The organism is Nocardia sp. NPDC004168 (genome assembly GCF_040610355.1).
GTDB classification, from domain to species: domain Bacteria; phylum Actinomycetota; class Actinomycetes; order Mycobacteriales; family Mycobacteriaceae; genus Nocardia; species Nocardia sichangensis.
Genome location: NZ_JBEXME010000007.1, coordinates 122,552 through 136,491 on the forward strand (window position 1 = coordinate 122,552; position 13,940 = coordinate 136,491).

General features: G+C 68.7%; 13 protein-coding genes and 1 pseudogene. 6 read left to right on the plus strand and 8 right to left on the minus strand.

The annotated features are described in order from the left end of the window. Positions 1-249: 249 nt before the first annotated feature. Positions 250-2,406 carry a hypothetical protein gene (locus ABZW96_RS16225; RefSeq protein ID WP_355075277.1) on the minus strand — a complete coding sequence of 719 codons (2,157 nt, stop codon included), beginning with the start codon at positions 2,404-2,406 and terminating at the stop codon, positions 250-252. Between the two features lie 405 nt (positions 2,407-2,811). On the opposite strand from ABZW96_RS16225, the gene ABZW96_RS16230 reads away from it, so the two are divergent. Together ABZW96_RS16230 and ABZW96_RS16235 are read left to right on the plus strand one after the other, a co-directional pair. Further along, positions 2,812-3,894, plus strand: a complete 1,083-nt coding sequence (locus tag ABZW96_RS16230) for a dihydrodipicolinate reductase (protein ID WP_355075279.1) — start codon at positions 2,812-2,814, stop codon at positions 3,892-3,894. Then, on the plus strand, positions 3,891-4,382 hold the full coding sequence (locus tag ABZW96_RS16235; RefSeq protein ID WP_355075281.1) for a carboxymuconolactone decarboxylase family protein: 492 nt from the start codon (positions 3,891-3,893) through the stop codon (positions 4,380-4,382). The genes ABZW96_RS16230 and ABZW96_RS16235 overlap by 4 nt, the downstream gene beginning before the upstream one ends. Before the next feature lie 16 nt (positions 4,383-4,398). Here the strand turns inward: ABZW96_RS16235 and ABZW96_RS16240 are convergent, their stop codons facing one another. After that, positions 4,399-5,106 carry a hypothetical protein gene (locus ABZW96_RS16240; RefSeq protein ID WP_355075283.1) on the minus strand — a complete coding sequence of 236 codons (708 nt, stop codon included), beginning with the start codon at positions 5,104-5,106 and terminating at the stop codon, positions 4,399-4,401. A 77-nt stretch (positions 5,107-5,183) separates the two neighbouring features. Further along, on the minus strand, positions 5,184-6,746 hold the full coding sequence (locus tag ABZW96_RS16245) for an amino acid permease (RefSeq protein WP_355075285.1): 1,563 nt from the start codon (positions 6,744-6,746) through the stop codon (positions 5,184-5,186). Between the two features lie 151 nt (positions 6,747-6,897). Here ABZW96_RS16245 and ABZW96_RS16250 point away from each other — a divergent pair, with 151 nt between their 5' ends. Then, on the plus strand, positions 6,898-8,271 hold the full coding sequence (locus tag ABZW96_RS16250) for an FAD-dependent oxidoreductase (RefSeq protein WP_355075286.1): 1,374 nt from the start codon (positions 6,898-6,900) through the stop codon (positions 8,269-8,271). Between the two features lie 5 nt (positions 8,272-8,276). Here the strand turns inward: ABZW96_RS16250 and ABZW96_RS16255 are convergent, their stop codons facing one another. Both ABZW96_RS16255 and ABZW96_RS16260 read right to left on the minus strand, forming a co-directional pair. Further along, complete coding sequence (locus tag ABZW96_RS16255; protein ID WP_355075288.1) at positions 8,277-8,666, minus strand: ankyrin repeat domain-containing protein; 390 nt, start codon at positions 8,664-8,666, stop codon at positions 8,277-8,279. A 28-nt stretch (positions 8,667-8,694) separates the two neighbouring features. After that, positions 8,695-9,330, minus strand: coding sequence for a UdgX family uracil-DNA binding protein (locus ABZW96_RS16260; RefSeq protein ID WP_355075290.1), 636 nt, complete (start codon positions 9,328-9,330; stop codon positions 8,695-8,697). 125 nt (positions 9,331-9,455) lie between these two features. Between ABZW96_RS16260 and ABZW96_RS16265 the strand changes: the two genes are divergently transcribed. Next, positions 9,456-10,763, plus strand: a complete 1,308-nt coding sequence (locus ABZW96_RS16265) for a glycosyltransferase 87 family protein (RefSeq protein WP_355075292.1) — start codon at positions 9,456-9,458, stop codon at positions 10,761-10,763. A gap of 24 nt (positions 10,764-10,787) precedes the next feature. Here the strand turns inward: ABZW96_RS16265 and ABZW96_RS16270 are convergent, their stop codons facing one another. Beyond that, positions 10,788-11,234, minus strand: coding sequence for a nuclear transport factor 2 family protein (locus ABZW96_RS16270; protein ID WP_355075294.1), 447 nt, complete (start codon positions 11,232-11,234; stop codon positions 10,788-10,790). A gap of 74 nt (positions 11,235-11,308) precedes the next feature. After that, positions 11,309-11,500, minus strand: coding sequence for a hypothetical protein (locus tag ABZW96_RS16275; protein ID WP_355075296.1), 192 nt, complete (start codon positions 11,498-11,500; stop codon positions 11,309-11,311). Positions 11,501-11,682: 182 nt separating this feature from the next. Here ABZW96_RS16275 and ABZW96_RS16280 point away from each other — a divergent pair. After that, positions 11,683-12,803: pseudogene (locus tag ABZW96_RS16280) on the plus strand (GNAT family N-acetyltransferase). A gap of 58 nt (positions 12,804-12,861) precedes the next feature. Beyond that, the gene (locus tag ABZW96_RS16285) at positions 12,862-13,626 is read left to right on the plus strand and encodes a trans-aconitate 2-methyltransferase (RefSeq protein ID WP_355075297.1); all 765 of its coding nucleotides are present in this window, start codon (positions 12,862-12,864) and stop codon (positions 13,624-13,626) included. A 13-nt stretch (positions 13,627-13,639) separates the two neighbouring features. Here the strand turns inward: ABZW96_RS16285 and ABZW96_RS16290 are convergent, their stop codons facing one another. After that, positions 13,640-13,924 (minus strand): ANTAR domain-containing protein, encoded by a 285-nt coding sequence (locus ABZW96_RS16290; RefSeq protein WP_355075299.1) that lies wholly within the window; start codon positions 13,922-13,924, stop codon positions 13,640-13,642. Between the last annotated feature and the right edge of the window lie 16 nt (positions 13,925-13,940).

Consider the following 13,940-nt stretch of genomic DNA (forward strand, 5'->3'; position numbering starts at 1 on the left):
CCGGACCCATGCCAGGGCACGAAGAGTGCGACGACCGCTACCGGTCACCGACGCGGATTCCGCTCGAACGGATCAGGAGATCGCAGCGGTACGGTGCACCGGCAGAGCCCAGGCCTCCGTACGCAGCCGGAGGTAATACGCGCCGACCGCGTACGCTCCGTTCATGCCGGGACTGCCACACATGTCCCGCACCGTACGACCGTCACCCAGCCGTGTGCCACTTCTTTTCCGGATGCGGCACCGTAGAGTTCAGCGCGGCGTCGACTGGCCGACCACGTCCGGGTCTTGCCGCTCGGCGGCGTAGGCCCGCCAGGACTTGGCCTCCGCGTGCTTGCCGAGCTGGTCGAGGAGATCGGCGAGTTCGGCGATGGCGCGCGGCTCGTGGCGGTCGGCGGCGGTGCGCCACCAGGATTCGGCCCCGACGGGATCGCCGCGCCGCAGCCGAACCATGCCGAGTTCGTAGGCGGCACCCGCGTGCCCGGCATCGGAGGCCTGCGCCCACAGTCCGCATGCCTGCTCTTCGTCGCCGCGGCGGTACATCGCGACGCCGAGGTCGTAGAGCGCACCGCGATACCCGGGGTCGCCCGACTGCCTGGACTCGCTCGCCCGGGGCGGGGCGTCGACCGGAGCGGGCCGTTCGTCGGACTGCGGGACTCCGTTCGGCACCGACGCCGTATCGGGAACCCGGGTACTCGGCACGCTCGCCGGGGGGCTGCTGTTCGTGTCCACCGGGTCGAGCTCACGGACGGGTTTCTCCGCTGCGGGGGGCGTTTGCGACACCTGCCCGCCGAGCGGTGAGTTCGATTCTCGCTGGACGTGATTCGGCTCCGCAGCGCCGGAACTCGAAGGCGAAGTCTGCGCCGGGGGCTGGGTGTGCGTGCCGGCGAGGTCGAATGCGCGATATGGGTCCACCGTCGGACGGTTCGCGACCCGCGGGCTCGATCCGGAGTGCGGGCCGTCTGCCGAGGGGGAGGTGGTGGGCGGGACTCGAGTGTCCTGGGGGACGGGCCCGGACCCGGGAGGTGAGGTATCTGTTTGGGGTTGGGTGTGTGTGCCGATGGGGTCGAGTGCGCTGGGGTCCGCCGCAGTTGGACGGTTCGCGACCCGCGGGCTCGATCCGGAGTGCGGGCCGTCTGCCGAGGGGGAGGTGGTGGCCGGGACTCGAGTGTCCTGGGGGACGGGTTCGGACCCGGGAGGTGAGGTGCCTGTTTGGGGTTGGATGTGTGTGCCGATGGGGTCGAGTGCGCGATAGGGGTGTGCGGTCCACGGATTCGCGACGATCGGGCTGGCTTCGGTGCTCGTGCCGTCCGCCGCGGGGCGAGCGGGTAGCGGAGCGTTCGGTGCGGGTGGCGTATTGCCGAGCAGCAGGCCGGTGCGGGAGCGTGCCGGGTCCTCGGGCGGGTGTGTATGTGCGACCGGAGGTCCGAAGGTTCCGTACGAGTCCGCCGCCGTTCTCTCGTGCGCGATCCTCGGATGGTGAGCGAGGTTCCGGGCGGGTACTTCGGACTCCGGCTGCGGCCCAGCCGACTGGGTGGTCGAGCTCGACGCCGGCTGCGCGCTGTCCGGGGCTCGGGAGCCGGGAGCGGAAGGTGGAGTTTCCGCAGTGGATCGTGTGGCGCGGGACGACTGCAGATTCACGAAGAGACTGCCTGCGCGGCGGGGCTGGGTCGCTTCCGTCGTTTTCTCGGCACCGCCACCGACGGCTGCCGAGGAAACCCCGGTGAGCCGTTCGGCCGCCGTCGCGGATGCGCTCGCGGCCGTAGCGGCGTCGATACGCGGAACGGGCATGGTAGGCGCGGTGGGCGGGCCCGCCGACGAGATCGCCTGCGGAATGGGCGGATTCATGCCGATCGGAGCCGTCGCGGGCGCGGCGGGAGCCGGAGGCTCCGGGGCGACCGGTGTGGGAGCGGTGGACAGTTCCACGACCAGGTTCGCGAAGTTCGGTGGTCCCTCGCCGATGCTGCACCACAGCACGACGCGACCGTTGGGCCGGTGCTCGACGACGATGCCGTAGTTGCCCGTCCACGACTTCTGCGTGCCGAATTCGTCCACCCAGACGGGGGTCAGTGTCACCAGGGTCACCGGCGCGGTGGGCGTGACGGCGAAGCTGACCCCCGCGGCCAACGCGTCGCTCCACGCGTCGACTCCGGCGAGTGAACGTCCGTGCAGGTCCAGATAGCCGTCGACGACCGACAGACCCATGCCGAGCCCACGCAGCCCTGCGGGCGGTGCGGCGGAGATCATGGTCAAGGCGATGGTGGTGGGCGCGGGGCCGACTTGCTCGGTGTACATCGGGTAGACCATGCTGCCGTGCCAGCGGATCGGATCCGCGCTCTGGTAACGCGCGGCCAGCGGCAGCTCTTCGGGCGTATTCCGGGCAGCCCACGACGAATACCGCTCGTTCACTGTCGCGCGCCTGCCTTTCCACCCGATCCCGACCGCCGCCCCCGCGCCGGGCAGCGGGATATACCGTACTCGCCGCGAACCGGAACTGCGCCGCGATCCCTGGCGGTAGGTAATGCCCCGAGCCCCAACGCTACCGGGTAGTTCACGCCATTTCCCAATGGTGCGTAGTGGCGAGCCGGGCGCGGAATCGGGCGGCGCACGCGTGTGCGGACCCTGTTGTCGATATCCGAAGCGAGGAGAAGGATCGCATCGGCGACGCCGCTGTCCCGCGCTGCCATGGGCGAACGGTCCGCTGCGACCGTCGCTCCCGGAACCGGCGGATGGAGTGCCTGTGGCGCTTAAGGGTGATCGGAGCGCTTTTCCGGAACGCCGAACAGCCGACCAAGCGCTTGCTACGCTCGATCGATGATCTCCACGGTGGTCTGGGGAACCGGCAACGTCGGCCGGGCGGCCATCCGGGCCGTCGACGCGCACCCCGCGCTGCGTTTGACCGGGGTGCTGGTGCACGATCCGGCGAAGGTCGGCCGCGATGCGGGCGAACTCGGCGGGCTGGATCGGGACTTGGGCGTCGCCGCGAGCGATGATGTCGGCGCCGTTCTCGGCGCACGCCCGGACGCGGTGGTCTACGCGGCCTCCGGCGACATCCGGCCGGACGACGCGCTCGCCGATATCGTGCGCGCGCTGCGCGCGGGCGCGGTGGTCGTCACCCCGGCTCTCTACGCCCTCTACGATCCGCGCAACGCACCGCCGGAGGTACGCGACCCGGTACTGGCGGCGATCGCGGAGAGCGGCGGATCGCTGTTCGTCTCCGGTATCGACCCCGGGTGGGGCAACGACGTACTGCCGCTGCTGATCAGCGGGCTCGGGAGCACGGTGGAGACGATCCGCTGCCAGGAGATCTTCGACTACTCCACCTACGACCAGCCGGACTCGGTGCGCTACCTGGTCGGCATGGGGCAGCCGATGGACTATCAGCCGCCGATGCTCGCGCCGTCGGTGCCGACCATGGTGTGGGGCGGGCAGATCCGGCTGATGGCACGGGCGCTCGGTGTCGAACTCGACGAGATCCGCGAGACGCTGGATCGGCGCTCCCTCGACGCCACCGTCACCACGACGTCCATGGGTGAATTCGAGGCAGGCACCCAGGGCGCCGTGCGTTTCGAAGTGCAGGGCATCGTCGCGGGGCAACCGCGACTGGTCGTCGAACACGTCACCCGCATCCATCCGACGTGTGCGCCCGATTGGCCCGTACCGGCCGATGGCGGCGCGGGCGCGCACCGGGTGATCATCGAGGGGCACCCGCGCATCGAAGTGACCGTCGAGGCGACCGACGAAGACGGCAACCGCTCCGCGGGCGGGAACGCCACGGCCGTCGGCCGCCTGGTCGGCGCAATCGACTGGCTGGTGGCGGCGAAACCCGGACTCTACGACGCACTGGATGTCCCGTTGCGTCCCGCCGTCGGCAAACTCGGAAGGAAGCACCCATGATCATCGACGTTCCCGAGGGCAAGGATCCGATCGGCTACGTCTGGGGTGAGATGGTCCCCGGCATCGGCGTCGCCGCCTCGAATTTCTCGCTGTCGGTGTACTCGCACAGCACGCTCGGCCTGCGTGAGTTCGAGGCGGCCCGGCTGCGCATCGCCCAGATCAACGGCTGTCTGTTCTGCATGGACTGGCGCACCGAACGCGACGGGGTGAAGGTCGAGCCCGAATTCGCCGACGCCGTCACGAACTGGCGCACCACCGACGCTTTCGACGAACGCACCCGGCTCGCCGCCGAATACGCCGAGCGTTACGCCACCGACCATCACAACCTGGACGAAGAGTTCTGGCATCGGATGCTCGCCCGCTACAGTCAGGCCGAAGTCGTCGAACTGAGCATGAGCATCGGCTCATGGCTGGCGTTCGGCCGGTTGAACCACGTGCTCGGCTTGGATTCGGTGTGCGTGCTGCCCGGCCATACCGGCAACCGGTGAACCGGCGCCGAAAACGCTAGACCGGCATTCTCGACACCCACGCGGGCTGCCCGTCGACCAGGCCCAGTTCGAACTCCTCGGGCGCGTCGAGCACGGCGCCGAGCTGGCGGAGCGCTCGATCGGCGGAGATTTCCGCCGGGAAACGGATGTATTCGAGGGTGGCGCCGGATATCCGGGCCCGGAATCGGTACCGGAATTCGACCTGACCCGCGTAGGTCAGCGCGATTCGACCCTGCCAGTCGATGTCGTGCCTGCCGTCGGATCGCCGGGTGAACGACACTTCCTGGTCGGCGACCGAGTCGTGCCCGAGCAGGTAGATGTTGAACGCAAGGTATCCGACGTCGTCGGCGTGCGCGAGGGGCAGCGGGTCGACCGTGAGGCGCTGCGGTTGTTCGGATTTCAGTCGAAAGGGCAGGCCCGGCGCCGCGGCGCGCAGGCCGGTGGCGTCGTCCTCGCCCCAGTACGTGGACGACAGCGTGCAGCTGTGATAGTTCTGCCACACGATCGGCGACAGCCAGTCCTCGCCGTCCTCCTCGCCGTGAGCGGGGTCGCGTTCGGCGTTGTACGCCGCGGAGCGCAGGTGCAGATCGAACCACAGGCTGCCGGCCTGGTCCATGCGGCCGGTCCACGCGAACTCCTCGATCGCGTGCCCTTCCGGCCACGGATTGCCCGGGAACACAATTCTCCCGGCGGGCGAAAAACGCACCAGGTCGGTCCTTTCCATGCCGACACACCCTAGCGACCGAGGCCGACAAACTCGATACGCCAGATCAGGGAAGCCGCGACCGGACCGGTCGTACCTCAGGCGTTGGCCGGCGCCTCCTGCTCCGGCTGGTCGGCGGGCGGCTCGTCCACCGTCCGTTTCGGCCCGGTGAACCAGGTCCGAGCCGACGCCAGCCACCAGATGCCGATCGCGCCCACCACGCCGACCAGGGTGATCGGTGCGTAGTTCACGGTGTTCCAGGTGAATTCGCTGTGCCACGGATAGCCGCGGGCGTCGGTGGGCAGGATGAACAGGAAGCTGATCAGCACGATCCAGATCAACGCGACCACTCCGACCGGGCGATACCACGCGCCCAATCGCCATGGGCCGGTGCGGAATCGGCTCCCGTGCCGCTGCCGCAACAGGATCGGAATGCCGTAGGCGATGTAGAGACCGATGGTCGCGACCGAGGTCGCCGCGGCGTAGGCGGTCGGTGCGTTCGCCGCGGGCACCAGCATGGACGGAATCAGCAGCACGAACGCGAAGAACGAGATGAACAGCACCGCGTGCACCGGTACCTTGCGCGTGGAAAGCCGCGACCAGAACCTCGACCCCGGCACCGCGCCGTCCCGCGCGAACGCGAACAGCATGCGGGAAGCCGAAGTCACCGAGGCATATCCGCAGAACAATTGCGCGACCGCCGCGATGATCAGCAGCGAACCCGACCAGAAGCCGTTCAGCGAGTTCTCCAGGATGTAGATCACGGGATAGCCGCTGTTCTTCGCGGGATCCAGCGCGTCGTCCAGATTCGGGATGGCGAACGTCACCGCCATGATGAGCAGATATCCGGCGATCGCCGACACGACGATCGTGTTGATGATCCCTTTGGCCGCCATCCGCGACGCGTCGTGTGTTTCCTCCGACATATGCGCGGAAGCGTCGTAGCCGGTGAAAGTGTATTGCGCATGCAGCAGGCCGAGCAGGAAGCTGAACGCGACCCCGCCGAATCCGATCGCGCTGTTGTCCACCGTCTCGGTGAAGACGAATCGGGCACTCTGGTGGTGTTCCGCTCCGAAGCCGAGGACGACCACGAAGATCGTCACACCACCCACGTGCCACCACGCGGACACATTGTTGATCACCGCCGACAGATGCGGGCCGATCACGTTCAAGACGGCGTGCAGGACCAGGATGGCGGCGAACACCAGGAAAATCGCGGTGCGGTCGGTGCCGATGTCGATTCCGACGACGTTCAACACCACGGTGGTGAAGATGGCGGCGCCGTAATCGATCGCCGCGGTCACGGCGATCTGCCCGATCAGGTTGAACCATCCGGTGAACCAGCCCCACACCGGTCCGCCCAGTTCGGCGGCCCACCAGTACAAGCCGCCGGAGGTCGGGTAGGCGGAGGCCAATTCCGCCATGGCGAGTCCGACGAACAACACCATGAGCGAGACCAGCGGCCACCCCCAGGCCATGGTGATCGGGCCGCCGTTCGCCAGACCGATGCCGTAACTGGCCAATCCGCCGGTCAGGATGGACACGATCGTGAAGCTGATGGCGAAATTCGAGAAACCCGACCATGATCTGGCCAGTTCCTGCTTGTAGCCCAGTTCGGCGAGCCGACGTTCGTCGTCGGAAGGGGGTCGGATCTCGGTCATGTCGTGCTCCCGGGTCAAAACGCTGCCCTCATACCGCGTTTGCCAGAAGATCAGTGTGAAGTACGGATCGGTCACCCGCAGCGCAACCAGCAAATTCGTGGAACGGTGGCCCACGCGGCCGCCGGGTGGACGCCGAACGTAGCGTGAAGCCATGAGCGAGCGACTGGTGGTCATCGGCGGTGACGCGACCGGAATGTCGGCGGCCTCGCAGGCGCGCCGGATGAAGGACGCCGGCGCGCTGGAGATCGTGGTCTTCGAACGCGGCGGGTTCACCTCCTACTCGGCCTGCGGCATTCCGTACTGGGTCGGCGGTCACGTCGTCGACCGGGATGCCCTGATCGCCCGCACGCCCGAGGAACATCGGTCCCGCGAGATCGACTTGCGGCTGCACACCGCGGTCACCGAGATCGATGCCGAGCAGGCTCGCGTGCGCTATCGCGACCGGGAAACCGGCGCGTCGGCATGGATGTCCTACGACCACCTCGTCATCGCCACCGGCGCCCGCCCCGTCCGGCCGCGGCTGCCCGGTATCGACGCGAACGGTGTGCACGGTGTGCAGACGCTCGACGACGGACAGGCGCTGCTCGACACGCTGGAGCGGGCGCGCGGCAACCGCGCCGTCGTGGTCGGGGCCGGTTACATCGGCGTGGAGATGGCCGAGGCCCTCATCCGGCGCGGCTACGACGTCACGATGGTCAACCGCGGCTCGGAACCCATGTCCACGCTCGACCCCGACATGGGGGCTCTGGTGCGCGACGCGATGTGCGGAATGGGCGTCAAGGTGGTCGGCGACGCCGAGGTGTCCGAGTTCCGGACGGATGACGACGGCCGGATCGCCGCGGTCGTCACCGACACCGCGGAATACCCGGCCGACGTGGTGGTGCTCGGCATCGGCGTGCGCCCGGAGACCGAGCTGGCCCGCGCCGCCGGTCTGCCGCTGGGGGAGTACGGCGGGCTGCGGACCGATGTCGCCATGCGGGTACGCGGGCACGAGAACATCTGGGCGGGCGGCGATTGCGTCGAGGTGCTGGACCTCGTCTCGGGCCGGGAACGCCACATCCCGCTCGGCACCCATGCCAACAAGCACGGTCAGATCATCGGCGCGAACATCGGCGGGGGATACGCGGTCTTTCCCGGCGTCGTGGGCACCGCGGTCAGCAAGGTCTGCGAACTCGAGGTCGCCCGCACGGGTCTTCGGGAGAAGGACGCCAGGGCAGCGGGCCTGCAATACGTGACCGTCGCGGTCGAATCCACCAGCCGCGCCGGCTACTACCCGGACGCGGCGCCGATGACGGTGAAAATGCTCGCCGAGCGGCTCACCGGACGCTTGCTCGGCATCCAGATCGTGGGACGGGAGGGCGCGGCCAAGCGCGTCGACATCGCCGCGGTCGCGCTGACCGCCCGGATGACCGTCGAGCAGATGACCATGCTCGATCTCGGTTACGCACCGCCGTTCTCCCCGGTGTGGGATCCCGTTCTGGTAGCAGCGCGCAAGGCCGTCACCGCTGTGCGCAAGCGCGGGTAGCCCGCTCAGCCGAAGATTTCCAGCAGCTCGGTCTTGCCGAACATGACCGCGGCGTCGCGGGCCGACGGGGTGCCCGCGTCGGGGTCGGCGCCCGCCGCTGCGAGTTGTCGCACGATCTCGCTCTCGCCCTTGAAAACCGCCCCGGCCAGCGGAGTCTGGCCCTTGTCGTTGGCACGGTCCGGATCGGCCGACCGTTGCAGCAGCGCCGCCACGGCATCGGCGTGCCCGTGGTAGGCGGCGAGCATGAGCAGGGTGTCGCCCGCGTCGTTGGTGAGGTCGACCGGCACGCCGGCGTCCACATAGGCGGCCAACCTCGCGGTGTCTCCGCGCCGAGCGAAGTCGAACACCTTGGCGGCCAGTTCCAGCAGTTCCGGGTCGATCTCGTCGGTGCTCATCCACTCACTCCTGTCCTGGGCCGCGTGATCAGCGCGCCGCCGCCGACTTTCCGAGTTGTTCCCGCACTATGCGCAGATCGTCGACGAACGCTTCGTAGGCGGCGGTACGGTCGGGCGCGCGCAACACCGACGACGGGTGCACGGTGGCGATCGCGCGGAAGTCGGCCGTTTCGACGACCTCGCCGCGGCGTGCGCTGACCTTGAACGTCGGGCCGAGCACCGCCTGCGCCGCGATCGCGCCGAGGCACACCACCAACCGCGGACGCAGCAGATCGAGTTCGGCGTCGAGCCATGCCGAGCAGGCGACCACCTCGGTGCGGCCGGGTTGCTTGTGGATGCGCCGCTTGCCGCGCTCCACGAACTTGAAATGTTTCACCGCGTTGGTCAGGTAGACCGCGTCGCGGTCGATGCCGACCTCCGCCAGCGCGCGGTCGAGCAGCCGCCCCGCCGGACCGACGAACGGATGGCCTGCCACGTCCTCCTGATCGCCGGGCTGCTCGCCGATCAGTACCACGTCCGCGTCCTGGGGCCCCGCGCCGAACACCGTCTGCGTGGCATGGCGGTAGAGATCGCACCCGTGACAGTCGCAGGCCGCTTGCCGCAGCCGCGTCAGATCCGCGTTCTCGGGGACGTACATCGTGGCGCCGGGCGCCTTCGTCACCATCGGCCGACCTCCTCTGCCCCTCGTGCTGGTGGCGGCTTACCCGTTTCCGCAGCCCTCACGCGACAGTCGCGAATCTGCCTCCCATGTGGTGAACGAGCGGACCCGGGTCGGTATAGTCGCCGCGGATGAGTAGTGTCACCGCCACCGCCGGAACGCCGATGTCCCAGAACCGTCGACTCGCGCGCGTGCTGCGCCCGGCGCCGGTTCTCGCACTCGCGTTCTCCGCGTTCTGTCTGCTGACACCGGTCTGGCCGTTCCACAAGATCACCGGCGGGTTCATCGACCTGCAGGTGTATCGCCTCGGCGTGGACGCCATGCGGCACGGCGCCGACATGTACGGGCAATTGCCGCAGACCACCATCGGAGCGGGTCTGCCGTTCATCTACCCGCCCTTCGCCGCGCTCGCGCTCGGCCCCTTCGCGATGCTGCCCTGGGACGTCGCCGCGTTGAGCTTCTTCGTCTCGTCGGTGGCCGCGTTGGCCCTCACGCTCTATCTGGTGGCGCGGCGGGTGTGGCCGGACGAGTCGCAGCGCCGGCTGGCGGTCTGGGCCACCGCGTGCGCCACTCCGCTGGGGCTGCTGCTGGAGCCGATTCACTCCACGCTGGACTTCGGTCAGGTCAACCTGTTGCTGATGGCCCTGGTCGCCGCCGATTGCCTCACCCACAAGTCGCGCTGGCCCCGGGGCATGCTGATCGGCGTCGCCGCCGCGATCAAGCTGACGCCCGCGGCGTTCGTGCTCTACTTCCTGGTCCGGCGGGACTACCGCGCGGCCGCGACCGCCGCGGTCACCGGCGCGGCCGCCACGGCGCTCGGCTTCGCGATTCTGCCGAAGGAGTCCGTCAAGTATTGGTTCGGCGGCCTGGGCAACGTGTCCGGGCTGAGCGGTTCGGCATTCCACACGAATCAGTCGATTCAAGCGGTGTTCTCTCGTTTCGAAACGCCCGAGCCCGCGTTCACCATCATCTGGTTGATCCTCGGCGCGTTGCTGCTCGCGCTGGTGGTCACCGCCATGCGCCGAGCCGCCGACTTGCCCGCGCTCGCGCTGTCCCTCAACGCCGTCTTCACGCTGCTGGTTTCGCCGATCTCTTGGTCCCACCACTGGGTGTGGATCGCGCCCGCGTTGTTCGCCATGGTCGGTCACGCGTCCCGCCTGCCCGGCAGGCGGGCGATCGGGTGGTGGGTGACGTTCGTGGTGACCGCGGCGATATTCGTCATCGGCCCGCACAACTGGCTGCCCGACGGCGAGCACCGGGAGACCGCGTGGACACCCTGGCAGCATTTCATCGGCAACACCTACGTCTGGTTCAGTGTGGCGCTGGTCGTGCTGTTCCTGGTCGTCCGCAGGCGGAAGGTCGTGGGCGACGGGAGCCCCGCCCGCGAGGAACCGGCCCCCGCGTCCGAGGCCCCGCCCTCAGCGCTGTCGGCGCGCTGAGGAACCGCGGCGGTCTTCGTCGCGTCAGCCCATGCCGGGAGCGGACGGCGCGACGAAGAGGAAGCTCTTCTCCTCGACGCGCTGCTTGATCCGCCACTGTCCGTCCACGCGGACGAACGTGTCGTGGTACCAGAGACCGCACAGCATGATCGTCGGCGGTCCGTCGCCGCCGGACACGAGCATCGGGTTGTGACACATCGTCCGCCCGGTGGCGGTGTCACCGTCGACTCGGATGGACGAGTTGCTGATCAGGTGTTGGAAGGCCGGGAAGTTGGGCAGGACGGCGGCCAAGAACTGCTTCGTCGCCGCCAGATCGCCCACCGATCCGCCCATGGCCGAGTAGTCGATGTGCGCGTCCGGGGTGAACACCTCGTCCAGCAGGTCCCACTGTCGAGTGTCGACCGCGTGCGAATACCGCACCATCAGGTCTTCGATCTCGAGTCGATCCGAAATCTCCTGCAACGACAGCATGCCTGCCTCCCGATTGACGTCGATATCCGGGTAGATGCCACCAGGATTCGGCGTGCGAGGCAAGGTCCGCGCGGTCAAGCCTTGCGCGGCAGGATGTTCAGCACGAGTGTGAGCCCCGCCACGATGCTCACACACGCCACGAGCGTGGTGAACGCCGATTGGGTGAGCGCGGCGATGCCGATCGAAAAGGCAAGGCACGTGGTCAAAGCTAGCGCGCCGGTTCCCGGTTCCACACCGGCGATGCGGGTTGGTCGGTGATCCGTCATTGCTATGTAATACCCACCGCAGCCCGTTACGAAACCGTGATGCCGACTGATTTTCCGCCGGGGCGTGCCAGCAGGTCAGCGCCCGATGGCGGCTCGGGCAGGATCGAGTCGTGACCGTCGCTGTGCAGACCCTCCTCGATGAGGACGACATCCGTTCCGCCAATGCCCTTTTCCGCACGGCCATGGTGGGCTTGCCGCCGCTGACCCCTACCGCGGAGCTGTCGGAGCCCGGTCGCACGCTCGGCGCCTACATCGATGGCGAACTGATCGGCACCGCGGAGTCCTACACCAGCAGGCTGGTCGTCCCCGGCGGCGCGCGCCTGCCGCACGCGGCGGTCAGCCACGTCGGAGTGCTGCCGACCCACACCCGCCGCGGGGCGCTCACGGCGTTGTTGCACCGTCAGCTCGCCGACATCGCCGAACGCGGCGAAGCGGTCGCCACGTTGCGTGCGTCGGAGGGTGCGATCTACGAACGGTTCGGCTACGGCATCGCCAGCTCGTTCGCGCGGGTGGAGTTGCAGCGCCGTCGGGCCCGGCTGCGTGACACGGTGGCGGCGTCCGGTCCGGTGCGTTTCATCGACGGCGCCGCGGCGTGGAAACTGCTGCCGCAGATCTACGCGACGGCCGACGTCGCCTGGACCGGCGCTGTCGATCGGCCCGAATACTGGTGGCGGTTGCAGGAATTGCTGAGCACGGAGCCGAACTACTGCCTGGTCCACGGCCGGCCGGCGCCGAGGACGGGTTCGTCCGCTACCAGCCGGTCGATCCGAGGAGCTGGCTGTCCCGGCCGGAAAAGCAGGTGGTGATCAACGATTTCGTCGCGACGACGCCCGCGGCGTATCGCGGGCTGATCCGCGGGCTGATGTCGATCGACCTGGTCGATACGTTCGTGCTCCCGTTCCTCGCCTTGGACAGTCCGCTGCGCCACCTGCTCACCGACGAACGCGCGGTGCGCGTGCTGTCGACCAGGGACGAGACGTGGTTGCGCCTGGTCGATGTCGGGCACGCGCTGGCGCGGCGCACCTATCGCCAGGCCGCCGCGGTCGTGGTGGAAGTGCGGGACCCGATCCTGACGGCGAACTCCGGCCGCTACCGGATCGCTGTCGACGGCGTGCGACGAGTTCGGGAGAACCGGGATCTCACCACGAGTATCTCCGAGCTCGCGGCGGTCTATCTGGGCGGAACGACATGGCGCGAACTGGCTTTCGCGGGACGTGTCGACGAACATCGTCCCGGTGCGGTCGCGGACGCGGACGCGCTGTTCGCCACCGACTCGTTGCCGTTCTCGGGGACCTTCTTCTGAGCGCGAGGCAGGCGTACAGTACGTACGTACGGTTTGGTAGCGAGCCTCGGAGTGGCCTATGTGGGATCCTCAGCAGTACCTCGCCTTCGACGATCACCGGTCCCGCCCGTTCTTCGACCTGCTGAGCCGGGTCGCCGCGGCCGAACCGCGGGTGGTGGTGGACCTGGGCTGCGGTCCCGGGCATCTCACGGCGGTCCTCGCGCGGCGCTGGCCGGGCGCGATCGTGCGAGCGCTCGACTCGTCGCCGGAAATGGTCGCGGCCGCGCGAGATCGTGGCATCGATGCGACGCTCGGGGCGGTACAGGAATGGCAGCCGAGCGCGGAGACCGATGTCGTGGTCTGCAACGCCGTCCTCCAATGGGTGCCCGGGCATCCGGACTTGCTGGCTCGGTGGATGCGAGAGCTTCCAACGGGCGCGTTTCTGGCCGTGCAGGTGCCCGGAAATTTCGACGCGGCCTCGCACCGGGCGATCCGCCAGGTGGCCGCTCGCGACGATTGGCGCGACAGCCTCGGACGAGCGGGCATCCTCGAGCCGAGGGCGGTGCTCGATCCCGCCGGATACGCCGACCTGCTCGCCGCCGCGGGTGGGGCGGTCGATGCCTGGGAGACGACGTACCTGCAACGCTTGAGCGGAGAAGATCCGGTGCTCGAGTGGGTCACCGGCACGGCGTTGCGGCCCGTGCGCGGGGCCCTCGATGACGCGCAGTGGCGGGAATTCACAGCGCAACTCGCCCCACTGTTGCGCAACGCCTACCCTCGACGCGCCGACGGCACCACTTGGCTGCCCTTCCGGCGAGTCTTCGCCGTCGCCCAGAAGCGATAGGCCGCAGCGGCGCTCAACGGCCGTGTTCGTGCGCGGTCGACAGCAGCCGGTCGACCCGGCTGCGCAGTTCGCTGGTCAGGGCGGGCATGCCGACCGACGGTAGCTCGGCGGCCACATTGGCGGCGAGAACGCGCAATTTGGTGTTGGTTTCCTGCGACCGCACGCGCAGGATGGCGAACGCTTCGTCGGCGTCGAGGCCATAGACCAGCATGACCGCGCCTTTGGCTTGTTCGATCACCGCCCGCGCGGCTACCGGGTCGAGGTCACCGTCCGCCGTGCCGTCACCGTCGTAGCTCACATGCACGCACTACCCG

Excerpts from the sequence above, each read along its gene's own strand:
- ABZW96_RS16230 (WP_355075279.1), top strand. The coding sequence starts at position 2,812 with ATGATCTCCACGGTGGTCTGGGGAACCGGCAACGTCGGCCGGGCGGCC.
- ABZW96_RS16235 (WP_355075281.1), top strand. The coding sequence starts at position 3,891 with ATGATCATCGACGTTCCCGAGGGCAAGGATCCGATCGGCTACGTCTGG.
- ABZW96_RS16240 (WP_355075283.1), bottom strand. The coding sequence starts at position 5,106 with ATGGAAAGGACCGACCTGGTGCGTTTTTCGCCCGCCGGGAGAATTGTG.
- ABZW96_RS16245 (WP_355075285.1), bottom strand. The coding sequence starts at position 6,746 with ATGACCGAGATCCGACCCCCTTCCGACGACGAACGTCGGCTCGCCGAA.
- ABZW96_RS16250 (WP_355075286.1), top strand. The coding sequence starts at position 6,898 with ATGAGCGAGCGACTGGTGGTCATCGGCGGTGACGCGACCGGAATGTCG.
- ABZW96_RS16255 (WP_355075288.1), bottom strand. The coding sequence starts at position 8,666 with ATGAGCACCGACGAGATCGACCCGGAACTGCTGGAACTGGCCGCCAAG.
- ABZW96_RS16260 (WP_355075290.1), bottom strand. The coding sequence starts at position 9,330 with ATGGTGACGAAGGCGCCCGGCGCCACGATGTACGTCCCCGAGAACGCG.
- ABZW96_RS16265 (WP_355075292.1), top strand. The coding sequence starts at position 9,456 with ATGAGTAGTGTCACCGCCACCGCCGGAACGCCGATGTCCCAGAACCGT.
- ABZW96_RS16270 (WP_355075294.1), bottom strand. The coding sequence starts at position 11,234 with ATGCTGTCGTTGCAGGAGATTTCGGATCGACTCGAGATCGAAGACCTG.
- ABZW96_RS16275 (WP_355075296.1), bottom strand. The coding sequence starts at position 11,500 with ATGACGGATCACCGACCAACCCGCATCGCCGGTGTGGAACCGGGAACC.
- ABZW96_RS16285 (WP_355075297.1), top strand. The coding sequence starts at position 12,862 with ATGTGGGATCCTCAGCAGTACCTCGCCTTCGACGATCACCGGTCCCGC.